At 36.5% G+C, this 26,999-nt stretch carries 26 protein-coding genes; 25 read left to right on the top strand and 1 reads right to left on the bottom strand.

What is annotated here, in order from left to right; genetic code table 11:
* The first annotated feature begins 5 nt into the window (after positions 1-5).
* The 25 genes from rsmH to CP366_RS02505 all read left to right on the top strand — a co-directional run bounded on the left by rsmH (position 6) and on the right by CP366_RS02505 (position 26,011).
* A complete protein-coding gene (gene rsmH, locus CP366_RS02625) occupies positions 6-953 on the top strand; it encodes a 16S rRNA (cytosine(1402)-N(4))-methyltransferase RsmH (RefSeq protein WP_013086151.1) in 948 nt (315 codons plus the stop codon).
* Positions 954-966: 13 nt separating this feature from the next.
* Positions 967-1,329, top strand: coding sequence for a cell division protein FtsL (gene ftsL, locus CP366_RS02620; RefSeq protein ID WP_023488118.1), 363 nt, complete (start codon positions 967-969; stop codon positions 1,327-1,329).
* Complete coding sequence (locus CP366_RS02615; RefSeq protein ID WP_089147658.1) at positions 1,329-3,488, top strand: penicillin-binding transpeptidase domain-containing protein; 2,160 nt, start codon at positions 1,329-1,331, stop codon at positions 3,486-3,488. Before ftsL ends, CP366_RS02615 begins: the two co-directional genes overlap by 1 nt.
* A 6-nt stretch (positions 3,489-3,494) precedes the next feature.
* A complete protein-coding gene (gene mraY / locus CP366_RS02610; RefSeq protein ID WP_005718838.1) occupies positions 3,495-4,463 on the top strand; it encodes a phospho-N-acetylmuramoyl-pentapeptide-transferase in 969 nt (322 codons plus the stop codon).
* 7 nt (positions 4,464-4,470) lie between these two features.
* Positions 4,471-5,850 carry a UDP-N-acetylmuramoyl-L-alanine--D-glutamate ligase gene (murD, locus tag CP366_RS02605; protein WP_023488120.1) on the top strand — a complete coding sequence of 460 codons (1,380 nt, stop codon included), beginning with the start codon at positions 4,471-4,473 and terminating at the stop codon, positions 5,848-5,850.
* 1 nt (position 5,851) lies between these two features.
* Positions 5,852-6,958, top strand: coding sequence for an undecaprenyldiphospho-muramoylpentapeptide beta-N-acetylglucosaminyltransferase (murG, locus tag CP366_RS02600; RefSeq protein ID WP_023488121.1), 1,107 nt, complete (start codon positions 5,852-5,854; stop codon positions 6,956-6,958).
* Positions 6,959-6,974: 16 nt separating this feature from the next.
* On the top strand, positions 6,975-7,832 hold the full coding sequence (locus CP366_RS02595; protein ID WP_089143176.1) for a cell division protein FtsQ/DivIB: 858 nt from the start codon (positions 6,975-6,977) through the stop codon (positions 7,830-7,832).
* A 62-nt stretch (positions 7,833-7,894) separates the two neighbouring features.
* Positions 7,895-9,256, top strand: a complete 1,362-nt coding sequence (ftsA, locus tag CP366_RS02590; RefSeq protein ID WP_089147657.1) for a cell division protein FtsA — start codon at positions 7,895-7,897, stop codon at positions 9,254-9,256.
* A 14-nt stretch (positions 9,257-9,270) separates the two neighbouring features.
* Positions 9,271-10,614 (top strand): cell division protein FtsZ, encoded by a 1,344-nt coding sequence (gene ftsZ / locus CP366_RS02585; RefSeq protein ID WP_013086158.1) that lies wholly within the window; start codon positions 9,271-9,273, stop codon positions 10,612-10,614.
* A 17-nt stretch (positions 10,615-10,631) separates the two neighbouring features.
* On the top strand, positions 10,632-11,069 hold the full coding sequence (locus tag CP366_RS02580; protein ID WP_005718844.1) for a cell division protein SepF: 438 nt from the start codon (positions 10,632-10,634) through the stop codon (positions 11,067-11,069).
* Entirely contained in the window at positions 11,069-11,371 is a 303-nt protein-coding gene (locus CP366_RS02575) for a YggT family protein (RefSeq protein WP_005718845.1), read from the top strand. The genes CP366_RS02580 and CP366_RS02575 overlap by 1 nt, the downstream gene beginning before the upstream one ends.
* Positions 11,371-12,171, top strand: coding sequence for an RNA-binding protein (locus CP366_RS02570; protein WP_065990433.1), 801 nt, complete (start codon positions 11,371-11,373; stop codon positions 12,169-12,171). Before CP366_RS02575 ends, CP366_RS02570 begins: the two co-directional genes overlap by 1 nt.
* On the top strand, positions 12,147-12,971 hold the full coding sequence (locus tag CP366_RS02565) for a DivIVA domain-containing protein (protein WP_089143177.1): 825 nt from the start codon (positions 12,147-12,149) through the stop codon (positions 12,969-12,971). The genes CP366_RS02570 and CP366_RS02565 overlap by 25 nt, the downstream gene beginning before the upstream one ends.
* Before the next feature lie 227 nt (positions 12,972-13,198).
* Positions 13,199-16,000 (top strand): isoleucine--tRNA ligase, encoded by a 2,802-nt coding sequence (ileS, locus tag CP366_RS02560; protein ID WP_089147656.1) that lies wholly within the window; start codon positions 13,199-13,201, stop codon positions 15,998-16,000.
* A complete protein-coding gene (locus CP366_RS02555) occupies positions 16,000-16,203 on the top strand; it encodes a cold-shock protein (RefSeq protein WP_005721332.1) in 204 nt (67 codons plus the stop codon). Before ileS ends, CP366_RS02555 begins: the two co-directional genes overlap by 1 nt.
* A 15-nt stretch (positions 16,204-16,218) precedes the next feature.
* Positions 16,219-16,788, top strand: coding sequence for an NUDIX hydrolase (locus tag CP366_RS02550; protein ID WP_005724551.1), 570 nt, complete (start codon positions 16,219-16,221; stop codon positions 16,786-16,788).
* 2 nt (positions 16,789-16,790) lie between these two features.
* Positions 16,791-17,105, top strand: coding sequence for a hypothetical protein (locus CP366_RS02545; RefSeq protein WP_013086162.1), 315 nt, complete (start codon positions 16,791-16,793; stop codon positions 17,103-17,105).
* A gap of 18 nt (positions 17,106-17,123) precedes the next feature.
* Positions 17,124-17,819: a 5'-methylthioadenosine/adenosylhomocysteine nucleosidase gene (locus CP366_RS02540; protein WP_089147655.1), complete on the top strand. Its 696-nt coding sequence runs from the start codon at positions 17,124-17,126 to the stop codon at positions 17,817-17,819.
* Between the two features lie 2 nt (positions 17,820-17,821).
* Complete coding sequence (locus CP366_RS02535; RefSeq protein ID WP_089147654.1) at positions 17,822-18,979, top strand: cysteine desulfurase family protein; 1,158 nt, start codon at positions 17,822-17,824, stop codon at positions 18,977-18,979.
* A 47-nt stretch (positions 18,980-19,026) separates the two neighbouring features.
* Complete coding sequence (locus CP366_RS02530) at positions 19,027-19,368, top strand: DUF1831 domain-containing protein (protein WP_013086163.1); 342 nt, start codon at positions 19,027-19,029, stop codon at positions 19,366-19,368.
* 7 nt (positions 19,369-19,375) lie between these two features.
* Complete coding sequence (gene mnmA / locus CP366_RS02525; RefSeq protein ID WP_013086164.1) at positions 19,376-20,503, top strand: tRNA 2-thiouridine(34) synthase MnmA; 1,128 nt, start codon at positions 19,376-19,378, stop codon at positions 20,501-20,503.
* 92 nt (positions 20,504-20,595) lie between these two features.
* A complete protein-coding gene (locus CP366_RS02520) occupies positions 20,596-21,255 on the top strand; it encodes a histidine phosphatase family protein (protein WP_005718864.1) in 660 nt (219 codons plus the stop codon).
* Complete coding sequence (locus tag CP366_RS02515; RefSeq protein WP_005718865.1) at positions 21,255-21,905, top strand: lipopolysaccharide assembly protein LapB; 651 nt, start codon at positions 21,255-21,257, stop codon at positions 21,903-21,905. Before CP366_RS02520 ends, CP366_RS02515 begins: the two co-directional genes overlap by 1 nt.
* Positions 21,898-24,267, top strand: coding sequence for an ATP-dependent RecD-like DNA helicase (locus CP366_RS02510; protein WP_089146705.1), 2,370 nt, complete (start codon positions 21,898-21,900; stop codon positions 24,265-24,267). The genes CP366_RS02515 and CP366_RS02510 overlap by 8 nt, the downstream gene beginning before the upstream one ends.
* A gap of 106 nt (positions 24,268-24,373) precedes the next feature.
* On the top strand, positions 24,374-26,011 hold the full coding sequence (locus CP366_RS02505) for a nuclease-related domain-containing protein (RefSeq protein WP_089147653.1): 1,638 nt from the start codon (positions 24,374-24,376) through the stop codon (positions 26,009-26,011).
* Positions 26,012-26,036: 25 nt separating this feature from the next.
* On the opposite strand, the gene CP366_RS02500 is transcribed toward CP366_RS02505, so the two are convergent.
* On the bottom strand, positions 26,037-26,984 hold the full coding sequence (locus tag CP366_RS02500) for a diacylglycerol kinase family protein (protein WP_035443041.1): 948 nt from the start codon (positions 26,982-26,984) through the stop codon (positions 26,037-26,039).
* Positions 26,985-26,999: the final 15 nt, after the last annotated feature.

Genomic DNA, 26,999 nt, shown 5'->3' with positions numbered 1-26,999 from the left:
AAAATATGAAATTCAAACACACCAGTGTACTCTTACACGAAACTATCGACAATTTGAAACCAAAAAACGGTGGTCTTTATGTAGATGCAACTTTTGGCGGTGGTGGACACGCTAGATATTTGCTCAGCAAAATTGACACCGGTACGCTTGTAGGTTTTGACCAAGATGAATATGCGATAAAATCGGCGAAGTTGAACTTTGCGAATTTATTACAACCGGATAGTGAGCCAAGGTTAGAATTGGTACATGACAACTTTAGTAATCTGGAAAAGGACCTGGTAAAACTGGGTTACTCAGATGGAATAGATGGCATTTACTATGACCTAGGTGTATCTTCCCCTCAATTTGATCAAGCAGATCGCGGTTTTTCATATCGTTATGATGCGCGATTAGATATGAGGATGGATCAAAGTCAGGACTTAGATGCTTATCAGTTAGTTAATACTTTAAGTCAAAAAGAACTGGCAGATATTTTGTATCAATATGGCGATGAAAAGTTTTCTCGTCAAATTGCTCACAGAATCGTAGAAAGACGACGGGAAAAGCCAATTGCAACAACTTTTGAATTAGTTGATGTGATTAAAGATGCGATTCCTGCGTATGCACGAAGGACTGGAGGGCACCCGGCAAAGAAGAGTTTTCAAGCTTTGCGGGTCGCTGTTAATCACGAACTTGATGTTTTACAAGCTTCGCTAGAGGAAGCAATTAAGATATTGCGTCCAGGTGGTCGAATCAGTGTAATTACGTTTCAGTCTCATGAAGACAAGATCGTTAAAAGGATTTTTAAGAAGTATTCAGAAGTTGAAGTGCCAAGAGGAATGCCATTTATACCGGACGGTATGAAGCCAACGCTACGTTTGGTAAATCACAAACCAATTGTAGCCTCTACTTCTGAGTTAGAGAACAACAACCGCTCACACAGTGCAAAACTACGGGTTGCAGAGAAGTTATAAAGAGGAAAATGTTATGGCTGATAGCTCAGCAAGAAAAATTGAATATGAACCAAGTAGTAGAAATGGTTCGCAAAGACGACAACGAATTATCCTTGATCCGCGTAAAGTTCCTTATAGTGGCATAGAAAAAGCTTTGATGATTATTGGAAGCGTCATTACGTTGGGCATGATGATCTTTCTAGTTTCTTCTAGTATTTCTGCAACTTCGGCTCAACATGATTTGACTAGAACTCAACAAACAGTTGCTAAGGAACAGAATAAGATTACCGATTTACGTCAAGAGATTGGGGAGTTGACCTCTACTTCACGTTTAAATAAAATTGCACGTGAAAAAGGATTAACTCTAATTAACAAAAATATTAGGACGATTCGTTAATGAAAAAAAACAGTAATTTAAAATTACAAAAATCCAAAGCCCACGGCTACCGCTTTACGGTGGGGAGATTTCTCCAAATGGCCGTGGCTTTGGTTTTTCTTGTATTTACGGCTAGATTTTTATATATCGGAATATCCAAGACAGTTAATGGTCAAAATTTATCACAGCGTACCAAGCAGCTTTATAAGCGCAATCAGGTAATTAAGGCCACGCGAGGGACTATCTATGATCGAAATGGATTAACAATTGCGGAAGATTCGCATTTGTATACGGTTTATGCGATTTTAGATAAGACTTCGATCAACTATAAGAATAAACCTGAGTATGTAGTGAATAAAACCAAGACAGCTGAAAAGCTGGCACAGGTTTTACCATTGTCTGCGGAAAAAATTTACCAATATTTAACCCCAAAAAAGAAGGTCTTTCAGGTACAATTTGGGACAGGTGGTAGTGGACTGACATTGCGGCAAAAGAAAAAGATTGAAGCAATGAAATTACCAGGAATTAAGTTCTTGGAAACACCATCTAGATTGTATCCCAATGGTGTTTTTGCATCACATACTGTTGGATTGGCTCAACCAATTTGGAATAAAAAGACTAATGCACAAAACTTAGTCGGAACTATGGGAATTGAAGCCTATTTCAATAAGACTTTGACTGGGACAGATGGTTACCGGATTTCTTCGGTAGATGCATCTGAATATCAGCTTCCAAATAGTAATCAGGTTTATAAGCCTGCTAAAAATGGAAACAACTTGTATTTAACACTAGATTCTCAGTTGCAGAGTTTGCTTGAGACTCGCTTAAGTGAAGTACAGAAAACTTACCGACCAACATCAATTACTGCTACAGTTGAAGACATGAAGACTGGGAAAATTTTGGCAGCTTCTCAACGCCCTACTTTTAATCCTCAAACTATGAAGGGATTAACTAAGTCGTATCGGGATATCTTGGTGCAAGATACTTATGAACCAGGATCAGTTTTCAAGATTTTGTCATTCGCTGCAGTAGTCAACAGTGGCAATTACAACCCTAATGAGTATTACCGGTCTGGTTCTGTTAATATTGCTGGTTCGACTATCCATGACTGGCTGACTTCAGGTTGGGGCACAATTCCATTTTCTCAAGCTTTTGAACGTTCAAGTAACACTGGTTTTGTTAAGTTAGAACAAAAGATGGGTGCTAAGACTTGGAAGAAGTACTTGAAGAAGTTCAGAATTGGTGAAAAGACGGGAGTCAGTCTTCCAGGTGAGCAGCCGGGGATGATTTCGTTTAAAACACCAGTTGACCAAGCAATTACTGCTTTTGGTCAAGGCATTACTGTGAATGTAATGCAAATGATGCAAGCTTATAGTTCTTTGGCTAATAATGGTCAAATGGTAAAGCCACAGTTGGTTAATAAAATTACTGACTCTGATGGCAATACAATTCAAGGCTATCAGATTAAAAAGGTTGGTACTCCAGTATATAGTGCTAAAACCAGAAAAGTAATTGTGGCTAACATGAGAAAGGTACTTAATAAGCAATCAGGAACTGGTTCTGCTTATAAGATGGGAAACGCCGATATTGCTGTTAAGACGGGGACTGCGCAGATTGCTAACCCTAAAGGTGGAGGTTATCTAAAGGGTGATAGTAATTATATTTTCTCTGTTGTTGGTATTTATCCAGCAAGTAAACCACGTTACTGTATTTATTTGACAATTAAGCAACCACACTTAATTGGAGGCGGAGCTGAAAAGATTTTGGCTTCAATTTTCAAACCGATGATGCAGAGAATCATTTCGATTGCTAAAAATGATGATGTATCAACTACTGTAAAAGTACCAAACTTAAAAGCTAAAACCGTTGCACAAGCTGAAAGTCAAACTAAGCAATTAGGACTTAATTTGGTTAAAATTGGTAGCGGTGATCGGATTAGCAATCAAGGAGTTAAGAGTGGCGAAAAGTTAGAGTCTGGGTCTAAGATTTTTGTCAATACTTCAGGAAAAATCATTTGTCCTGATATGACGGGATGGACTTATAGTGATTTACACCAATTTGCTAGTTTGACAGATATTAAGTTAAGCATAAAAGGTACCGGCACTGTTGCGAGTCAAAGCGTGGCTAAAGGAACAGAATTAAAAGCTGGAAGAAAATTAAACATTAAGTTAAAGGAGTAACTCAGAATGAATATGATGTTGGCAAGTTGTATTGCCCTAGTTAGTTCACTGGTTTTGACAGTGATCTTTATTCCATTGTTGATTAAATTTATGCGGTCACATCACGAAGGACAAGAAATTCGTGATGAAGGTCCTAAATGGCATCAAAAAAAGTCTGGCACACCTACAATGGGTGGGACCGTTTTTGTAATTGCAGCAGTTATTTCTGTTATTTGGGTAGCTGCTATGCAGCACAGCTTGAATAAAGTTGTTTGGATTTTGGTAATCAGTCTCTTAGGCTACGGTATTATCGGTTTCCTTGATGATGGTATTAAGCTTTACTTCAAACGTAATTTAGGCTTGCGTGCATGGCAAAAATTAGCATTACAGATTATAATTGCAATTTTAATTGTCTTGATTGCTACAAGTGATCATTTTCAATTTGGGTTATATATTCCTTTTGCTGGGGTCGTCCATAGCTTAGTTTTATTTGTGGCATTTATTATTTTTTGGCTGGTTGGTTTTTCAAATGCTGTTAACTTGTCCGATGGTCTTGATGGTTTAGCAACAGGTTTATCAGTTGTAGCATATGGTACATATGCCTATATCGCATTCAAACAAAAGAATTTTGCTGTTTTGGCCTTTTGTATGAGTGTAATTGGTGGTTTAATTGCCTTCTTTATTTTTAACCATAAGCCGGCTAAAATTTTCATGGGTGATGCTGGTTCACTTGCTTTAGGTGGCGGTTTAGCAACAATCAGTATTATGCTTAACCGTCCCTGGTCATTATTGTTAGTTGGGATTGTTTTTGTTTGTGAAACTGCTAGTGTAATTTTACAAGTAATTTCTTTCCAAACTACGGGTAAGCGTATTTTTAAGATGACACCTATCCATCACCACTTTGAAATGTTGGGTTGGTCAGAATGGAAAGTAGATATTGTCTTCTGGTTAGTTGGATTAATTGGCAGTATTTTGTATTTAGTAATTTGGGGATAATCATAAAATGAAGGATATTAAAACTTATAATAATAAAAACATTTTGGTTCTAGGCTTGGGTAAAAGTGGTTTTGCTGTTAGCGAACTCCTTTTGCAATTAGGAGCAAATTTAACTTTAAATGATAAAGCTGATTTGGAGAAAAATGCTAAGGCACAAGAATTGAAAAGTCGCGGCGTACGCGTAATTGGCGGTCATCATCCAGTTGATTTGCTTGAAAAAGAACATTTTGATTATTTAGTTAAAAATCCAGGTATTCCCTATGAAAATCCGATGGTTCAAAAAGCTGAGGAGTTGAATATCCCGATTATTACTGAACCAGAAGTTGCCTTAAGTTGTAGTGATGCTCCCTATGTTTGTGTGACTGGTTCAAATGGAAAAACTACTACGGTAATGCTGACACAAAGAATTTTGGACCATCATTTGCAAAAATCTGGTCATCATGCTTATGCAGTTGGTAATATTGGCGTACCGATTTCTGAAGTTGTACCTAAGGCAACTAAGGATGATATTTTAGTAGTTGAAATTTCTAGTTTCCAGCTTTTGGGTGTAACTGATATTGATCCTAAAGTTGCAGCGATTGTTGATATTTACAACAACGTCCACTTAGATTATCACAAGACTTTTGAAAATTATGTCAATGCAAAGTTGAATGTAACTAGAACGCAAAACAGTAATGATTACTTTATTGCTAATTATGATCAAAAAGATATTTTGGCTAAGGAAAAAGAAGTTTCACTAGCTAAAATGCAAACTTTTTCTGAGACAGATCATAATGCTGATTATTTCATTGGCGATGAATATCTTGAAAGTCAAAACGAAAAGATTATGAAGATTTCTGATATTAAATTACCAGGTATTCATAATTTGCAAAATAGTTTAGTCGCTATTGCAATTTCTAAAATTATGGGCGCTGATAATGATGATATCGCCGCAGTATTGAGCACCTTTACTGGCGCTAAGCATCGTTTGCAATACGTAACAACACTTGATGGCTGCAAGGTTTATAATGATTCTAAGTCAACTAATATTGAAGCAGCAACTGTAGCTATTCCATCATTTAAGCAACCGGAAGTATTGATTGCTGGTGGGTTAGACCGTGGCTTCACTTTTGATGATTTGGTACCATTATTTAAAAAACATGTTAAGTCAATTGTTCTTTATGGTGAAACTAGATATTTGTTAGCTGACGCAGCTAGAAAAGCAGGAATTAAGGACATTGTAATTGTTAATACACTACAAGAGGCCGTTCCTCGTGCTTGGGAATTAGTTGAACCAGGCGATGTACTATTGTTCTCACCAGCATGTGCTTCTTGGGATCAATTTAGAACATTTGAAGAACGTGGCGATTACTTTGTTAGATTTGTTGAGGAATTAAAGACTAAATAAAATGAGAGTTATTTTTACAGGTGGCGGTACAGGCGGTCACATTTACCCAATTATGGCAATTATTGAACGTTTGAAAGAACGCGGTATTAGTAAAAACGATGAAATCTTATTTGTAGGTACACAAAAAGGATTGGAATCAAAAATTGTTCCAGCAGCCGGTGTTAACTTTAAAACAATTAAGATTCAAGGCTTTAACCGTAAACATCCGTTAAAAAACTTTGAGACTATCAAGCTATTTTTACAAGCTACTAAAAGCGCACGCCAAATTTTACGGGACTTTAAACCAGATGTCGTTTTAGGTACAGGTGGTTACGTTAGCGGTGCTATGGTTTATGAAGCAGCTAAAATGCATATTCCAACAATGATTCATGAATCTAATTCAGTGGTTGGATTAGCTAATAAATTTTTGGGTCATTATGTGGATAAAATTTGTTATACATTTGATGATGCTGCAAAGGAATTCTCAGAAAAGAAGAAACTAGTTAAGACAGGTAATCCACGGTCACAACAAGTTTTAAGCTTGCACGAAGAAAAAATTGATCTTGAAAAAACATGGGGATTAAATCCAAAAATGCCAACTGTTTTAGTATTTGGTGGGTCCCGTGGAGCATTAGCAATTAACAGAATTATGCTTAAGTCATTAATGACGCTAAAGCAAAAGCCATATCAAATTATTTGGGCAACAGGTACTTTTTATTTTGATAAGGTACAAGAAAAAATTAAGAACGTTGATATTGGTAATAATATTAAAGTTTTGCCATACATTAAAAACATGCCAGGTCTATTGCCAGAAATGACTTGTGTTGTTTCAAGATCTGGTGCAACAAGTATTGCAGAATTTACTGCATTAGGTGTACCCGTTATTTTGATTCCAAGCCCTAATGTAACTCATAATCATCAAATGAAGAATGCGCTTGATTTAGAAAAAGCTGGTGCAGCATTGGTTATTCCAGAAGATGATTTAAATCCAAATAATTTTGTCTCTTCAATTGACCATATTTTGCTCGATGAAAAGTATGCTACTGAAATGAGCAAAGCTTCTAAGGCATTAGGCGTACCTGATGCATCTGATCAAGTGATTAAGGTGATGGAAGAAATTTCACGCTAGGAGGTAGGTGAGGCAGATGGCCAAAAAGCCAGTAACTAAGATTGATCCAAGGAAAGAATTGTCTCCGTACTTGAATCATGAATTTAACCAACAAAGGAATAGTCGAAAATCGCAGACCAAGATTTCTGCCTCACTCTCAAATTTACAGGCAGAAAGACGACGATCATTACGACGTAGGCTAGGTCTGATAATGACGGTTTCAGTTTTGGCGATAGCTGGTTTAGGATACTATATTTCACCTTTAGCGAATATCAGTACTGTTAAAATAATTGGTGCAGAGCATTTACCTGCTAAAGAAATTGTTAAGGTATCCAAGATCAAGGCTAGCGATAAAGTTTTTGATTACTTGTTTCAACAAAAAGATTTGAGTCAAAGATTATCCCAAAAATATCCAGAAATTCAAAGTGCACAAGTTCATTTAGGTCATATTAATCAATTGATTTTACAAATTAATGAACGTAAAACCGTGGGCTACTTAAAAGATGGTGATTCTTACCGAAAGATTTTGGATAATGGAAAAATAGGTACGAGAGCTCTACCTTGGACAAAAGTGAACCAAGATAAACCTATTTTTGTTGGCTATAATAAATCAGATGAATTAAAAAATGATTTAAAGTTATTTAACAGTTTACCTAATTCATTTAAAAATCATGTAAAATTATTAAGTGGGAATACCAGACGAAATTCACAAATTATTTTAGTAATGAAGGACGGTAATGTAGTGATTGGCAATACTGCTACTTTGAATAGCAAACTAAAATATTATGATACTATTAGAATTAAAGCTGGTAAACATAGCCTTATTGATTTAGAAATAGGTGCATTTAGTAGACCATTAACTTCTAGTGAAAAGAAAGCTTATGGCATATCGTAGCTGTTTTGCAAGTTTATTTATGTTAGAATTTTTTCAAGGCAAATATTAATGGGGGCTTAATTTTGGAGAATTCAAATCTTTTAGTGGGTTTAGATATAGGAACCACAAGTGTAAAAGCCGTTGTTGCAGATTCTGGTAAGGTTATCGGTGCAGTTACAACGCCAAATTCAGGAATGCGACACGGTCAAATAGTAGATATTGATCAAACTGCTAGTGCAATTAGTCGTGCATTAAAAGGTGTAGCAGAAAAAACAAACGCCAAGATTTATAGTGTAGTTACAGGAATTCCGGTAGGGATGTTACAACTGGAAACTGCAACTGGTTTTGCTAATGTTGGTGAACAAGGGCAAGAAGTAAATAATGATGATGTAAAAAGAACGATTAGATCTGCGATTCATTCAGCAGCTAAGGATGATCGTGAAGCAATTACATTTTTGCCGAGTCGCTTTTTGATTGATGGTAAAACTGAAGTTGATGATCCAAGAAAAATGATTGCACGTTCCTTGGGTGTTAGTGGAATTTTATTAACTGCACCTACTAGTCCTTTGCACAATATCAAGAAGGCTATTGAAAGAGCCGGTTATCATAATAATTTCTTTGTGCCAACGCCTTTAGCAATTTCAAGTGTAGCATTGAATGAAAGTGAAAAAACTTTTGGTTCGGTAATTATCGATCTTGGTGGTGGCGTAAGTACGGCAACTGTTATTAAAAATGGCCAAATTAAGTATGCCAACATCGATTTAGAAGGCGGAAGCGATATTACTAATGATATCTCTGCTGTTTTAAGTATTTCGAAAAAGGACGCTGAACAAATTAAGTTGGACTATGGATTTGCGGATCCACAATTTGCCTCAAAAAACGATAAATTTGCTATTAATAGTGTTGGTGCAAATAGTCAGCAAATGGTTGACGAAGTATATCTTAGTGAAATTATTAATGCACGCTTAGAACAAATTTTGACTCGTTTAGGAAAAGGTTTAGTTAAGCATAATGCATTGAAGCAACCAGGTGGTATTGTGATTACAGGTGGTAGTAGCCTATTACAAGGAATTGATAGTCTGACTGCTAATGGGTTAAATGTTAAGGCCCGAATTTATGAACCAGATCAAATTGGTATGCGTAATCCGATTTATACAGCTGCTTATGGTATCGTCCACTATTCATATAAGATGTCTGAAGTTGACTATCTTGTTAATGGCGTAATCTATGGTTTTGGTGAACCCGCTATGGAAGACCCCGTTTCTCAGCCAAAAAGTACCAAGATTTCTAAAAGTACGACTTCTAATAGTGAAAGTGAAGCCAAAGAAGCTTATAATAGAAGCAAAATGTCTGCCAGAACAGAATCTGCGCCAGACGATGAAAATAATACTAAGCAAGAAAAAACTAATAGCTTGAAGAGTTTCTTTAAGAAATTCTTTGATTAAAGGTGGTTAATTTAATGGATTTTACATTCGATTCAGACGACAATAAGAATGCTGTCATCAAAGTAATTGGTGTTGGTGGTGCCGGCGGCAATGCTGTTAACCGAATGATTGACGATGGCGTACAAGGTGTTTCTTTTATTGCAGCAAACACTGATGTTCAGGCTTTGAACAGCAACAAAGCTGAAAACAAGATTCAACTAGGGCCTAAGTTGACCCGTGGGTTGGGTGCTGGTTCACATCCTGAAGTAGGACAAAAAGCTGCAGAAGAGAGTGAACAAACGATTGAAGATGCACTTAAGGGTGCAGATATGATCTTTATTACTGCTGGTATGGGTGGCGGTACCGGTACTGGTGCGGCTCCTGTAGTGGCAAAAATTGCGCGTGAGACGGGCGCATTAACTGTAGGCGTAGTTACACGTCCATTCAGTTTTGAAGGCCCTAAGCGCTCTAAAAACGCTGCAGAAGGTATTACTCAGCTAAAGCAATATGTTGATACTTTGGTTATTATAGCTAACAATCGTTTGCTTGAAATGGTTGACAAGAAGACTCCTATGATGGATGCCTTCAAGGAAGCTGATAATGTCTTGAAGCAAGGTGTTCAAGGTATTTCTGATTTGATTACTTCAACTGACTACGTAAACTTGGACTTTGCTGATGTGAAGACTGTAATGGAAAATCAAGGTGCAGCTTTAATGGGAATTGGCCGTGCTAGTGGTGAAAATAGAACAGTTGAAGCTACTAAGCTGGCGATTTCTTCACCATTATTAGAAGTTTCTATTGATGGTGCTAAGCAAGTGTTACTTAACATTACTGGTGGACCTGACCTTACATTATTTGAGGCTCAAGATGCTTCAGAGATTGTTTCTAAGGCTGCTGGTGACGATGTAAACATTATTTTCGGTACTTCAATTAATCCTAACTTGGGCGATGAGGTGGTAGTAACTGTAATCGCTACTGGAATTGATTCTAAGGTTGAAGAAGCTGCTTCTAAGCAATTACCAGGTCGTAGCCACCAAATTAAGGCTCAACCAGTTAAAGAAAAAGAAGAAGCTCCTAAGGCTGAAGAACCTAAGCAACTAGTTGATCGACCACAAACAGTTCAGCCCGCTGCTGAAAAACAAGAACCTGAGCAGCCTAAGCAAACGATGGTTGATCCAACCAGTGTTTGGGGACTAAATGATAGCGAAGACAATCAAAGAAGAAATACCCAACCTACTGAGCCTAAGAAAGATTATGAGGGTTTTGATACTTTTAGTGATGAAGACCAGGATAGTATTTCTCAAATTGAAACTAGCGCTCAGGACGATAGTGACGATAACAGTGATATTCCATTTTTTAAACATCGTAGTGAAAACTAGTTTTGGAGGTAGTATAAATGGCTTTTGATAAATTAGGAAGATTTTTCGGAATTTCTAATGATGATGAATTAGAAAATGACGAAGAATATGCCTCACAGACTAAAAATGAAAATGAAGACTTGCCTCTGAACTCAGTTAATCGCGATAATGTGGTTTCAATTAAATCAGGCTTGAATTCGGCTAAAAGCAAGATTGTTTTATATGAACCACGGGTATATTCCGATGCTAAGGATGTTGCACAAAATTTATTAAATAATAAAGCAGTAGTGATTAATTTTAGCAGAATGGAAGACAGTTCAGCACGTCGGATTGTTGATTTCATCACGGGTACTGTATATGCATTAAATGGTGAAATCCAACGTATTGGTGATAAAATCTTTTTAGCAACTCCACCAAAGTTTGTTACTGATGGCAAAATTAGTGATTTAGTGGATAAGAAAGACAATTTAAGCTAATGGTTAATATATTAAATTTAATCTACTTGGCACTTACGTGGATTTTATGGCTTTATAGTCTGCTGATCGTGATTGATGCAATTATGAGTTGGCTACCAATGCTAAGTAATTCTGTTGTTGGTCGCTTTTTAGACAAGGTTGTAAATCCATATTTAAATTTGTTTCGAAAAGGTCCATTTGCGAGATTAGCTTATTCAACTGGAATTGATGTCTCGCCAATTATTGCTTTATTTATCTTATATTTCATTCAAAACTATGTTTTAAGATGGATATTTGATATTTTATTGAGGATGATGGTGTAATGGAACGCAGACAGGCAAGTAAGTTTTACCCACATTTTAATCAAGAGGAAAGACCAGTAATTGACTATTTTACTGGTCTTTTTAATCAGCTGATTTTTAAGCATGAGCCAATTTTGACTGATTTTTTGGATCCGGGAAAACGAGCAATTTTAAGAACAATTGTTGGTAATGATGCATTTGTTCAAGAGTATGGTGGCTATTCTAATGCAGAGAAAAAGCGAGTTTATTTAAGTGAAGAATGGCTTAATCTGCGACCGAGTGATTATCAGATTCAGCCGTATGAAATTGAATATCCGCAAAAATTTACTAAAATAAATCATAGTGTTATTTTAGGTACCTTGGCGAATTCGGGTATTGATACAAGTATTTTTGGCGATATTATTACTGATAATCAAGGAAAATGGCAGTTTTTCACTAAAAAAGAAATGACGGAATTTTTTGAAGAGCAAATTGACCGCATTGGCAGAGCAAAAGTAAAGCTGAGACCGATTAGCTTCAAAGAAGTTTTGGTTCCTGAGGATGATTCGATTGAAAAAACGGAAATAGTTGCCTCAATGCGAATTGATGCTGTATTATCGGGTATTAGCAGACAAAGCCGCGGTCAAATTCAAAAGATGATTAATAGTCAGCTGGTTAAATTAAATTGGCATGAAATAGCAGATTCTAATATAATGATTAAAGAAGACGATGTCTTGAGTTTAAGACACTTTGGTCGGATTTTGATTGAGGATGTTTCGACTACAAGAAAAGGTAAATATAAGGTGGTGCTCAGACTTTGGCAGACAAAGAAACACAATTGACCCCGATGGATATTCACAACAAGGAATTTAAACGGCGTGGTCGTAATGGATATGATCGTCTTGAAGTAGATAGCTTCTTAGATCAGATTGTTGATGATTATGGTGATACACTTGATCGAGTGGTTGACTTGAAGAATGAAGTAGTTTCTTTAAATAAAAAGTTAACTGATTTACAAGAAAAAGTAGATGATTATCAAGATCAAGTTAATGAATATAACGAAAAAAAGCGTTCTTTAAATAAATCATTAATTTCGGCACAACAAACTGCTGATGAAATGAGAGAGAAAGCAGAAGCAGAGGCTAAGCAGATTATTGCGGATGCCAAAAAGCAAGCGGAAGATAATATTAACTTCCAAAAGCATCAACAAGATACTATTTCTACGGATTATATGCGTGTAAAAGAGCAAGTTAGTGAATTTCGTAGTAATATTCAAGAAATGCTACAGACTGAAATCGATAATTTGAATGATGAAAAGTGGCAACATGCATTGGATGATTACTTCAACTTAGAGCGTTATTATCCAGATGATGGTTCGGAGCCAGTAAGTGCTGATGATGAAGACGTTGAAGATGAAGATGTTGACAATGATGATGAAAATGACGTAAACTCTTCTCAAGGCCCTGATGATTTGGAGTTGGATCAACCGGATGATTCTGACGATGCAGATAATGAAGAAAATGCTGCACCTAAACCAATGACCGGGGACAGTCCAAGTCATGAAACAATTAATGTTAAGCCTGAAATGAAATCAGATCCTTTAGGCCCAACAATTGTTTTTCCTGACGACTATAAAAAATAAGCATATTAGATTGACAGTAAAGCTTGAAGGCAATTCAGCGAGCTAGTGATGGTGGAAGACTAGCATAAGAGCCTAAGAGCTGATCAGCTGCCTAATTAATCTAAACGGTATTTGCACGTTACGCAAAGTTAAGTGGAACTTATAATAAGTTCAATTTAGGTGGTACCACGGTTAGCCTCGTCCTAATTTTAGGATGAGGCTTTCTTTTTTAGAAAGGAATTTTGTTAATGAGAATCAAAGATACTCTTAATTTAGGTAAAACTAAATTTAAGATGCGCGGTAATCTACCTGTTCGTGAAGCTGAATGGCAAAAAGAATGGGAAGATAACAAGTTATATGAACAAAGATTAAAGTTAAACGAAGGTAAGCCTCGTTTTGATTTACATGATGGCCCTCCATTTGCTAATGGTAATATTCATATGGGACATGCGTTGAACAAGATTTCTAAAGACATCATTGTTCGCTACAAGAATATGAACGGTTATTATGCACCATACGTACCAGGTTGGGATACTCATGGTCTTCCAGTTGAACAACAATTAGCTAAGCAAGGCGTTGACCGTAAGACAATGGATCGTGCTAAGTATCGCGAGCTTTGTCGACAATATGCTGAAGAACAAGTTCAAAAGCAAATGGCCGATTTTAAGCGTCTAGGCGTTATGGCAGATTGGGATAATCCATATATTACCTTGCAACATGACTTTGAAGCACAAGAAATTCGCGTCTTTGGAGAAATGTATAAAAAAGGTTATATTTATAAGGGCTTGAAGCCAGTTTACTGGTCATGGTCAAGTGAATCCACTTTAGCTGAAGCTGAAGTAGAATACCATGATATTAAATCACCTAGAATTTATGTTGCTTTTCCAATTAAAGATGGTAAAGGTATCTTAGATTCAGATGTTTCATTAGTAATTTGGACTACTACTCCTTGGACTATTCCAAGTAACGTGGGTATTACCGTTAATCCAAGATTTGACTACTCCTTAGTAGAAGTTGACGGTAAGAAGTATGTAATTGGTTCAGATCGTTTGCCAGTCGTTGCAGAAGACTTAGGCTGGAAGGACTACAAAGTACTTAAACAATTAAAAGGTACTGATTTTGATGGGATGACTTATAAGCATCCCCTTTATGGTAAGACCGGTGTAGGCCAATATGGTTTGGTAATGAATGACACCTATGTTACTGATGATGACGGTACCGGCTTAGTTCACAACGCTACTGGTTTTGGTGAAGATGACTACCGTGTTGGTCAAAAGTATGGTATCCCGGTCTTCAGTCCAATGGACGCACAAGGTCGCTTTACTAAAGATATTCCAGATCCAGATCTTGTAGGAATGTTCTATGATGATGCTAACAAGGTGGTAGCAGATAAGCTTAAAAAGGCTGGCGCTTTGCTCAAGTTAAGCTTCTTTACTCACTCATACCCACATGATTGGCGTACTAAGAAGCCCGTTGTCTTCAGAGCAACTACTCAATGGTTTGCTTCAATTTCTAAGTTTAGAGATCAAATTCTGGATCAAATTGAACAAGCTAACTTTATTCCTTCATGGGGGAAGACTCGTCTTTACAACATGATTAAAGATCGTGGCGACTGGGTAATTTCTCGTCAGCGTGCTTGGGGTGTACCATTGCCGATCTTCTATGCAGAAGACGGTACCCCAATTGTTACTCCAGAAACGATTGACCATATTGCCAAGATCTTTGAAAAAGAAGGTTCAAATGCTTGGTACACTCATACAGCTAAGGAACTGTTGCCAGAAGGCTTTACTTCAGAACATTCACCAAATGGCGAGTTTACTAAAGAAAAAGATATTCTTGATGTTTGGTTCGACTCTGGTTCATCTTGGTCAGGCGTAATGGAAAAACGTGATGGTTTACACTATCCAGCTGATCTTTATCTTGAAGGTAGTGACCAATACCGTGGTTGGTTCAATTCGAGTTTGATTACGTCTGTTGCAGTAACTGGTAAGGCACCTTATAAAGAAGTATTATCACAAGGCTTTGTGCTTGATGATAAGGGACACAAGATGTCTAAGTCACTTGGCAATGTAATTTCACCAAACGATGTAATTAAGAAGATGGGTGCTGAAATTATTCGTCTTTGGGTAGCTCAAGCTGATACTACTTCTGATGTTGCAGTCTCAATGGGAATTTTGCAGCAGTCTGCAGAAAGTTACCGTAAGATCAGAAATACCTTCCGTTACATGTTGGCCAACACTAGTGATTTTGATCCAAAAGAAAATCGCGTTGCTTATGTTGATCTTCGTTCAGTTGATCAATACATGGAAGTGAAATTAAATGACTTAGTTAAAGACTGTCTTGCTGCTTACGACAAGTTTGATTTTACTACTGTCTTCAAGAAGGTCTTCAACTTTGTTTCTAATGATCTTTCTGCATTTTATCTTGATTTTGCTAAGGATGTACTTTACATTGATGGTGAAAACAGCCATGATCGTCGCTCAATGCAAACTGTTATTTACGACGCTGCTGTTAAATTGGCTAAGATCTTAACACCAATTTTGCCACACACTATGGAAGAAATCTGGGGCTTCTTGAAAGAACCTGAAGATTACGTTCAACTTGCTAATATGCCAGAAGTTGAAGAATATGCTAACCATGATGATTTGCTTGAAAATTGGGGTAAATTCATGAAGTTGCGTGATGACGTCTTGAAGGCTCTAGAAGATGCAAGAAATAAGAAGTTAATTGGTAAATCGTTTGAAGCAACAGTAACTATTTACCCAGATAAGGAAACTAAGGCAATGCTCCAAGACTTGGATGCTGATTTCAGACAAATTCTAATTGTATCTAAGTTAACTATTGCTGATGGTGAAGCACCTGATAATGCAGAGCAATTGAATAATGCTAGTGTAGTAGTTGAACATGCTGAAGGCGAAGTATGTCCTCGTTGTCGGATGATTAGAACTGATATTGGCGTAGATCCAAAGTTGCCAATGCTTTGTGGTCGTTGTGCTAAAATCGTTGAAGCAGATTACCCAGAAGCTGTTCAAGAAGGATTTGAAAACTAATGCGGTTAGGTACTGTAAAACAATTTGATGAAGGCAGTAGCTATGGCTTTATTGAAGATGATCGTAATCATAAGTCATATTTTGTCTTCTATAAAGCAATTAAAGAGGAAGGCTATAAAACTTTGCAAGTAGGTCAAAGAGTTAAATATCAGTTAGCTCAAGGTAAAAATGGTCTGCAATGTGTAAATGTTTATTTAGCCTAAAAAGGAGCTGGGATTTTGGATTTAAAGGAAACAGAAATCTCGTCACAGCAGATTTTTCAAGGACGTATTTTAGATCTGGCTGTTCGCACAATTAAGCTTCCTAATGGTGAAACTGCAACTAGAGAAGTTATTAAGCATAAGCCTGCATCGGCTGTTATTGCAATTAATGATGAACAAAAGATGTTGTTAGTAAAGCAATGGCGGGAACCAATTAAGCAGATTACTTTGGAAATTCCAGCTGGTTTGGTTGATTCCACTGATGCAAGTCCGCTTGATGCAATGAAGCGTGAGCTGAATGAAGAAGGTGGCTATCGCGCAGATTACTGGGAAAAGGTCAGTGAATTCTATTCTTCTCCTGGTTTTTGTGATGAAAAGATGTATCTTTTCTATTGTGATACCTTAACTAAATTGACTGATAAGCGGGCACTGGATGCAGATGAATTTTTAACTTCTAGTTGGTATAGCTTAGATGAATTAAAAACTTTATTGGCTGAAGGAAAAATTGTTGATGCAAAGACAATTTATGCAATTACTGTTTGGGAAAATATGATGTTGCGTAATGCTCAGACCGATAATAAGGATTAGTTATGGTAGAAAAACGCTCTGATTATCGTAAAAGGCAGAAAAAAAGCCTACTTAGTAAGCTAAAATCTTCCTTTTCTGATAATGATTCAGAAGAAGTAGATGTAAATCCTGACTTTAAGCGGGATGGCTCTGAAGAAGAACCTAGAAGACGCCCTCTGGCTGGGGATGGACAAGAATTTTATCAGCATAATCAATCGAGTGATAAGGAAACGATTCGCCAAGAGAAGTCTTTAAGACTGAAAAAAAGATTGAATCGTGCTATCCTGATAGTGATTGTTTTAATTATATTGGTGCTATTAGCACTATTTCATTTATAGTGGAACTGAGGAAATAAATTGAAGATTGCGATTATCGTCCCAATGGCGGAAGAAGCTGAATTTTATCGTGATCATTTCCATGCAGAAACAAAAGAAATGTTCGGATCAACAGAATTCGAACATTTTTCTGTTAATGGCAATGATGTATATTTAGGTTTAAGTGGTATCGGAAAGGTACAAGCTGCAATGAACTTAGCCAGTTTGTTGAGTTGTGTTGATATTGATGTCATTTTTATGACTGGTTCAGCAGGTACTCTGGCACCAGATGTTCATCAAGAAGATCTAGTTCTGCCAAATACATTTGCTTATTATGATGCACATAATACTGCAGCTGGAGATTACGTTGAAGGTCAAATCCCTCAACAACCAGCCCAATTTGTACTTGATTCACCACAAAGAACTGCCTTTGCAGAATATTTGAAAGAGGCAGGTGTTTCTTTCCGTGAAGGATTGGTAGTAACGGGTGATTCATTTGTCGCTTCATCTAAACAAAAAGATGAAATTCGTCAAAATTTTCCAACAGCTTTAGCCTGTGAAATGGAAGGTGCCGCTTTTGCACAAGTTGCTCATGCATTTAAGAAGCCTTTAGTTGCCATGCGTGCAATTTCTGATAATGGAGATGGTAGTGCAGAAGAGGATTTCGAAACCTTTGTTAAAAAAGTTGGCGCTAAAGCAGCGAAGTTAATTAGTGATTATGTAGAAAAGATGAATTAGACGTGCGTGAAATTTATTTAGATAATGCTGCCACCACTCCAATGTCACCTAAGGTAATAGATATTATTACTAATGAAATGAAAAATGATTTTGGTAATGCTTCTAGTACTTATGAATTAGGTCGTCAGGCAAGAAAAGCAATTGATCGAGCTCGACATCAAATTGCCCAAGATATTAATGCTCAAGATGGAGAAATTATTTTTACTTCAGGTGGTTCAGAAAGTAATAATACTGCAATTTTTGGAACTGCTTATAGTCGTAAAAATATTGGTAAAAAGATTATTACTACACCAATTGAACATCCATCTGTGCTAAATCCTATGAAACGGTTAGAAGATGAGGGCTATGATGTTGTCTACTTAAAGGTAGATCAAACCGGTCATATTTCTTTAGATCAATTAAAAAAAGAATTAACTCCAGATACAATTTTAGTTTCAATTATGGCGGTTAATAATGAAGTTGGTACGATCATGCCGCTAAAAGAAATTGGAGCTTTAGTCAAAGAGTCAAACGCCTACTTCCATGTTGACAATGTTCAGGGAATGGGCACAATTAAAATTGATGTTAAGGACATGAACATTGATTTTCTGTCTGTTTCTGCACATAAAATTAATGGACCTAAGTTTTTAGGCTTTTTATATGAAAATGCGGATATCGATATTCCAAATTTGATTTTAGGCGGTGAGCAGGAAACCAAACGTCGAGCTGGAACAGAGAACGTACCAGGAATTGCCGGCTTTGGCGAAGCTGTCCGTGAAGTATCCGAGATTGGTCGTGATGCTTTGCAAAAGAAATATGCTCATTATCAAGACATTATTTTAAAGGAATTAGACGATCATCAAATTAATTATGAAATTAATGGTGGGTATGGTCCGGGTTACTCACATCATGTGCTTAATCTGCATCTCAATGGTGTATCTACTACTTCTTTACAAACAAATCTTGATTTGAATGGATTTGCCGTGTCAGGCGGTTCAGCATGTACTGCTGGTTCTTTGGAGCCATCACATGTTTTAATTGCTTGTTTTGGAGAAAATTCACCAAGAATAAATGAGTCGATCCGAATTTCATTTGGGCGTTATAATACGGATGAAGAAATTGAGCAATTCGCTCAAGAATTAGTAAAAATTGTACAAAGAATTCAATCTAAAAATAAATAGTTGCTTTCAAAAAGAAAGTATCTTATTATAAATAAGTGAGGGAAATTATGGCAAATACAGTTGTGATTAATGGTGATAAACGTAAGTTTACTTTGAATCCTGAGTTGAAGCTTTATGCTTTGATTGATGCTGGCTTTGTGAAGACAGCTAAGGGTAATTTTAATTATGAACATCCCCTTTACAATGATTCACCTTATAACGCGCCTACTAAGTTAAAGATGACCATTAATAAGGACTTGTCGCATTTAACTATGGTTATTACTGATCGCAACGGTTTGCAGAAGGTTAATATTTTTAAAAATAAGCAATTAGCTCCTACTGTAGAACTTTTAGATTATATTTTAAAGGATCTTGAGGAGCGTAAGATTTTGCTTGAAGTAAAGGATTGATTGAATAATGGTTGACAATAGCAAGACTAGAGTAGTTGTAGGTATGAGTGGTGGCGTTGACTCGTCTGTTTCAGCACTTTTACTTAAACAACAAGGCTACGATGTTGTTGGTGTCTTTATGAAGAATTGGGATGATACCGATGATTCAGGCGTCTGTACAGCTACTGAAGACTATGAAGATGTAAAAAAGGTTGCCGATAAGATTGGTATTCCATATTATTCAATTAATTTTGAAAAAGAGTATTGGCACCGCGTTTTTGAATATTTCTTGGATGAATACAAGAAGGGAAGAACCCCTAATCCTGATGTAATGTGCAATAGTCAGATTAAGTTCAAGTCGTTCTTGGAATTTGCGATGGACTTGGATGCTGACTACATTGCAATGGGGCACTATGCTAAGACTGTTAAGGATGCCAATGGTGTTACTCATATGATGCGTCCTAAGGATGGTAACAAGGACCAGACGTACTTTTTGAGCCAATTGAGTCAAGAGCAGATTAGTAAGGTTATTTTCCCTCTAGCTAACCTAACTAAGCCACAAGTTAGAGAGATTGCTTTGGCTAATGGTTTAGCTACCGCGAAGAAAAAAGATTCTACAGGTATCTGCTTTATTGGTGAGAGAAACTTTAGAAAGTTTTTAAGTGAATTCTTACCAGCTAAATCAGGTAAGATGGTCACTCCTGATGGTAAGGTAGTTGGTGAGCATGCTGGTTTAATGTACTACACCATTGGTCAAAGACAGGGCTTGGGCTTGGGCTCAACTAAGGAATCAACTGATCCATGGTTCGTGGTCGGCAAGGATCTTAAGAAGAATGAATTAATTGTAGAGCAGGGCTATGATAGTCCACTTCTATATGCTAGTCGCTTGAAGGCAAGTGATATGTCATTCTTTACTGGTAAGCCAGATCATGATTTTGAGATGCACTGTACTGCAAAGTTCCGTTATCGTCAATGTGATATCGGCGTGACTGTTAAGTATCATGCCGCAGACAATACTGCTGATGTTTACTTTGATGAGCCAGCTCGTGCAGTTACACCAGGTCAAGCACTTGTTTTATACAAGGGTGAAGAATGTTTAGGCGGCGGTAATATTGATGCTGCTTACCAAGAAGAAAAGCAATTACAATTAGTTTAAAAAATATGCAAAAAGAGCGTTCGATTTTTCGAACGCCTTTTTCTTTGTGCTAAACTATTCTTATTGATTAGACAATTAGGGGGATTTAAGCAATGCAAATTTATTTTGTTCGTCATGGCAAAACTGAGTGGAATTTAGCTAGTCGCTTCCAAGGAGGACATGGAGATTCACCACTTTTGCCACAAAGCTTAGAAGATATAAAAAAATTAGGTCATCACTTGCAAGGAACTAAATTTAGAGGAATTTTTGCCAGTCCGCTTGATCGGGCCTTTAATACCGCTCAGGGCATCGATGATGCAATGAACGCTAACTTACCTGTTGTGATCGATGAACGACTCAGAGAGTTTAATTTGGGCGATATGGAGGGAATGAAGTTTGGGGATGCAGAGAAAAAATTCCCTAAACAAATGGATAATTTTTGGCACCATCCAGATAAATATGATCCGACTGAACTTCATGGTGAGGATTATCCACATGTTATTGCTCGTGGAAAAGCATTTGCTCAAGAAATGGCACAAAGATTTCCTGACGATGATGATAAGATTCTAGCAGTTAGTCATGGTGCGGCATTATCAGCTATTATGGGTGGACTTTTAGGCTATCCATTGAAAGATATTCGCAAAAATGGCGGCCTTAGCAATACCTCTTTAACTGTCTTAGAAACACTAGATGGCGGAAAGACTTTTAAACCGGTAGTGTGGAATGAAACTAGTTATTTAGGACGTAAATTATCGAAGACGGACTCGTTATAATGGATCAAAAAATAGCGCAACTTTATGATGAAGGTAAAGTAGAACAAGCCATTCATCTTTTAATCAAAAAAATCGATCAGCATCCACAACAAGTTGCTAATTATTTGCAGCTATCGACGTATTTAATTGAGCAAGGAAGCTTGGATCAAGCACAGAAGCTATTGGAGCAGGCCCAGCATCTGGTTAAAGAGCCACAAGAATTAAATTATAATCTGGCAGTGTGTTATTACATGCAAGGCGATTTTGATAAGGCACTGGCTTTATTAGATCAGATACCTAATGATGACTTAACTCTTTATCAAAAGGCACTAACTTACTTAAAATTAGGGCAAGGCCAAAAAGCTTTAGCTTATGCTTTGACGATCAAAAAAATTGATGAGCGAATTCAGGAATTGCTAGGCGATATTTGGTTAAGTTTGGGTGAGAATCAACAGGCTCAGCAAATGTATTTGGCAATTCCTGATAATAAGAAAAATGCGAAAGTTTATTTTTTACTAGGTGTCACTACATTAGAAAAAGATCGTGACCAGGCTCAGAAATATTTTGCTCAAGCTAAGCAGATGGATGCTAAGTATTATCAGCAAGCAATGAATCAGTATGCTTCAATTATGAAGATGCTAAATGACAAGGAAAAGAAAAATTATGAATGAATTTACCGGTAAGGTTAACGGGATTGTTTTTGAAAATAGTAAAGACTTGTATAAAATTCTTGACGTTGAAATTATCGGCACTTTATCCGATTATTCTCGTCCCGATATTAAGGTGACAGGGAATTTTGGCGATATTCAAATTAATAGCAGCTATCGCTTCGAGGGTAAACTAGTAATGCATGAAAAATTTGGCTTGCAGTTTAGAGCAAATAACTATAAGCAAGTCTTGCCACATGAAGAGGGATCTTTAACTAAGTATTTGAGTTCGAATAAGTTCCCTGGAATTGGTAAAAAGGCTGCGACTACGATTATTGATGAATTAGGGCTAAATGCCTTAGATGTATTGAAGGAAAGTCCAGCTAAGATTGATAAGCTTTCTTTAACTAGAAAGCAAAAGGACAGTCTTTTGGCAGGACTAAATGCGATGGATTCTTATTCAGAAGTAATTTTAAAATTGGCTAAATACGGCATTAATAAGCGTATTGCAGGACGGGTTTACCAGCTTTATCATGGTGAAGCATTAGCAAAACTAGAGAAAGATCCTTATGCAGCAGTTAATGATATTTCGGGTTTTGCATTTAAAACCGCGGATATGATGGGAAGCCAATTAGATATTGCTAGTGATGATCCACGTAGAATTAAAGGTGCTGTTTATCAAGTATTACTCGATGCTTTAAATGGTGAGGGAGATACTTATGTAGGCTTAGCTGAGTTATTAACAGAAGCAAGTAAATTGCTTCAAATCAATCAATTCGACCCAATTGCTAGCTGTATTAATAGTTTACAAGAAGCTGGCAAAGTAATAGTTGATGGTGAGAATGCTGCTCTACAAAATATTTATCAAACAGAAGTTGATATTGCTCGCTTGATGAAAAACTTGGTAGAAAAAAAAGAAGATAAAAAAAGAGAACAATATGATGATAAAAAGGTAGAGCAAGCAATCAAGGATGCTGAAAAGGAACTTAAGATTCACTACGACGATACACAGAAGTTGGCCATCAAAAACGCAGTTAACCAACCGATTTCTATTTTGACAGGTGGACCAGGTACAGGTAAAACTACTATCATTAATGGAATTTTATTAGTATTACGCAAGCTGGCTGAGATTCCTTCCTCCGCTCTTTACAGTGAAGATCCTCCGTTTTTACTAGCAGCACCGACTGGACGTGCAGCTAAAAGAATGGGTGAAATTACCGGAATCAGTGCTAAAACAATTCACCGAATGTTGGGGTTAGGTATTGGTGATACTAACACTCAGGACTTGAATGAGTTAAATGGTGAAATCTTAATTGTTGATGAAATGTCGATGGTTGACATGTTCCTTTTTAAACAACTTTTGGCAAGTATTCATGATACGCGGCATATTGTTTTCGTTGGTGATAAGGATCAGTTACCTTCGGTTGGAGCTGGCAATGTCTTCAGTGACCTGATTAAATCGCAAGCGTTTCCAACTACTATTTTGAAGCAGATTCATAGACAGGGTGATGATTCAACGATTATTACTTTGGCGCATGATGTTAATGAGGGTAAAGATCAGCAAGCCTTGTTTAAGAAAACAAAGAATTATTCTTTTATTAGCTGTCGTCCCGAATTAGTAGGGGATGCAGTTGGACAAATTGTTAAACTTGCTTTAAAACGTGGATTTGCAAAAGATGATATTCAAGTGCTTAGCGCGATGTATCTTGGCAATGGTGGTGTAACTAACCTTAATAATGTTATTCAGGCAATTTTAAACCCATCTCAGCCTAAAAGTAAGGTATTAGAAGCACATAATGAAGTTTTCCGAATTGGCGATCGTATTCTGCAATTGCAAAATAATCCTGAAAAAGATATTTATAATGGACAAATTGGTAAGATCATTAGCATTGATGAAGATGATGCCAAGGAATGCATGATTGCAGATTTTGATGGAAGAGAAGTTGCCTTTTCTAGAAAAGATTTAAATGATCTGACCCGGGCTTATGCAATCACTATTCATAAATCACAAGGTTCAGAATTTCCATTGGTAATCTTGAATCTAACCATGCAGAATTTTGTGATGCTAAAACGAAATCTTTTGTATACTGCAATAACGCGAGCTGAGAAAAACTTAGTGTTAGTTGGTGATCCACGGGCATTTGTGGCAGCTTTTAAGACGCCGGGAAATGATCGTAAGACTGGCTTAGCAGCGAAGATTTGTCAGCAATTGGGTATTAAAAAATCATTGGATAAATCTGATCAAAGCAAGCAGCACGAAAAAGCTCAAGAAATGGAGAATGAAACCGATAAAGCAGAAGTAGCAGAAGATTTTGTTCTAACCCCGGAAAAAATATATTCTGGTGAAATTGATCCAATGATTGGAATGGAAAATATCAAATTATAAGGATAAAAGCCCCTTGAATTGTTAAAACAAGGGGCTTTTTCATTATACAAAATCATGGTATAATTATTGCTGTCTAAACATACGTTCCAAAATATGGATAATTAACATGGATATTACAATAATTACACTAACAGTAGGCATATTAACCTATTATTTTTTTCAAAAGCGAAAAAAGAAGAAAATGAAAAAAATAGAATTATCTGTAACAGATAAGAAAGAAATAACTAAAATTGAAAAAATTGCAGGCAAAAGATTACCATACCGTTTTCCTAATCATAAGAACTTGACCTTTCAGATCATTGAATTAATGCGACCAGGTTATATTAAGCGACGCATTTTTGACAATAAAGGCCATTGTCATTATTTGATTAAGTACTATTTAGATCGTTCAGTGGCGGAATTAGTTGAATTTGGTAAGACGGATGGTCATTATTGGCGTAAGACTAGTTGGAATGGAGAAACTAAGGTAACTTACCATTATGGCAAACATGAATTCAATGAGTTAGACGAAATTACAAAAAATTTGCGCTATTATGGCTCAATAGTCAAAGAAGGTAGAAACAAAATTTTGCCTTTGGAAAATGACTTAAATCAGTATGTGAATGAGTTAGAAAATCATGCTAGCTATCAAAAAGCTTGGATTACACATAAAAAAGTAACTGATTCACAGACTGTTCATGATGCTATGATAGTTGAAAAAACTTTGTTGAATAATAAACGTGATTTGAAACGAGCTTTGGCTCTGCAAAATGTTTTACGAATTCGGGCAATTAATTCTGGCTATAAGGTTTACAATCAAAAAGTAAACGCATTTCAAAAAAGAATGACTGAACTACATTTGAATCAAATAAAACATTTGCGACCTATGAATATTTTATCTCAACGTGATTTGCGCCATCTTAGCAATCTCTTGGCAGGCGCTGCCGCAGAAGAATTAGTGAATTCTCGTTTACGTGAAGTGCAGACAGGAAAAGAAATAATTCATAATTTACTGTTACCATATCCCTATGAAAAAAAGAATAGTTTAGGGAGTAACCAAATTGATCATGTGATAATTACGACTAGCGGGATTTTTTGCTTGGAAACCAAAGCACGAACAAGTAAAAATGGACAGTATAATGTGCAGGTCGATTATGATCAGATAGCTGATCAAGTGGCCAAGCATAAAGAAAGTATTAAATATGTCCTAGAAAAAAGCAACAACCCAGTGATTATTAATTTATTGAGACGCTTGCCAAATATAGATCAATTAATCAGAAACGTGGTTGTATTTGTAAGTAGAACAGATGATGAGTTCACATTGACTGATTCGAACCGTTATCAAAAAATGGGAATAGATGTTGTGCAATTGGCAGATATTCAGTCGTTATTAGTCAAAGCTAAAACTGGAATTGGATTACAGCCAGACGAAATTGCAGCTATCAAAGAAGAAATGGATAATAGTAAACAATTGCAAGAAGAAAAAAATTATCAAGAAAATGTTCTATTTTTTGAAGATCAGGAGTCAACGTTAACTCAAAAGCAGGTGGAAGAGCAATTGTATCATGCTAATCAGGTGATTAAACATATCGATCAGATTAATGGACTTCTTGGTAATTACTTGCAGGAAGCACGGGAGTGGCAAAAGCAGTATCAAAAATACCGTTATTGGAAGAAATTTTATGATCAAGTACATGATTTCATTGATCAGGACCAATATTATCAAAATCATAATTCGAAAAGAGAAATTTTAGATAAGATATAAAAAAGGAAGAATTTGGAATTCTTCCTTATTTTAATAAATTAAAATGATCAACTTTAAATGTTACTTTGAAGGGCTGCTTTTCAATATCTTCACCATCAATTTGAGCATATTCACTTTTATTGGTTTGAACTAGGATTTCTTTAGCTTCAATATAATGAAATTCTGGTGCATTAACGTGTGAACCATCTTTGATCAGCTTACCAAAAAGCCAGAGAAACTTGCGTAAACTTGGTTTTTCAACAATTACTGTATCAAGATGGTGACTGTAAATGTCCGCTTTTGGCAAAATAGCAAAACCACCGCCAAAGTAGGGATGGTTAGTAGTAGTGACAAAGTATGCATCTCCGTAACGAAGAGTTTCGTTTTTAGTTTTAACAGTCACTGTAAAGGTATCCTGCTTAATTAGTGCCTTGATTATATTTAGGCCATAAATCATATTTCCAGAATTGAGGTGATTGAGGTGTTTTTTTAATTGCTCATGATTACTCTGATGAACAACAAAGGCATCAAAACCAATACCGAAATTATTAACAAAGTAACCCTTAGGAATTTGTTTAATATTTGATATGAAAAAACCACAATCAACTTGTTCCGGTTCAGGATCTCGGAGCAAATTGTTGATTAATTGCCTGGGATCTGCGGTTAATCCAGCACCACGGGCAAAATCGTTGCCTGTTCCTGCAGGCAAATAAGTAATAGCTGTCTCAGGATAATTAGAAGTCTTTATTCCATTTAAAACTTCATTAAAGGAGCCATCTCCACCAACTACGATTAAAACATGTTCAGAAGAGAGATGTAAATTAGCGTAATTTTGTGCTAGAACGACTAATTCTCCAGGATAATGACTTTTTTGTCGCTTAAAAGGAATATTCATTTCTTTTAGTATATCTTGTAATTCTTTATCAGCTTTAATAGCATTGCCATTCCCAGCGACCTCATTAACTAATAACTGAACTTTAATTTTTTTATGCATATTGTTTATTTTCTA

The sequence above is a fragment of the Lactobacillus sp. UMNPBX15 genome, assembly GCF_002553785.1.
Lineage (GTDB): Bacteria > Bacillota > Bacilli > Lactobacillales > Lactobacillaceae > Lactobacillus > Lactobacillus crispatus.
Note: the sequence above shows the minus strand (reverse complement) of the source record. Positions and strands in the feature narration are given on the sequence as shown.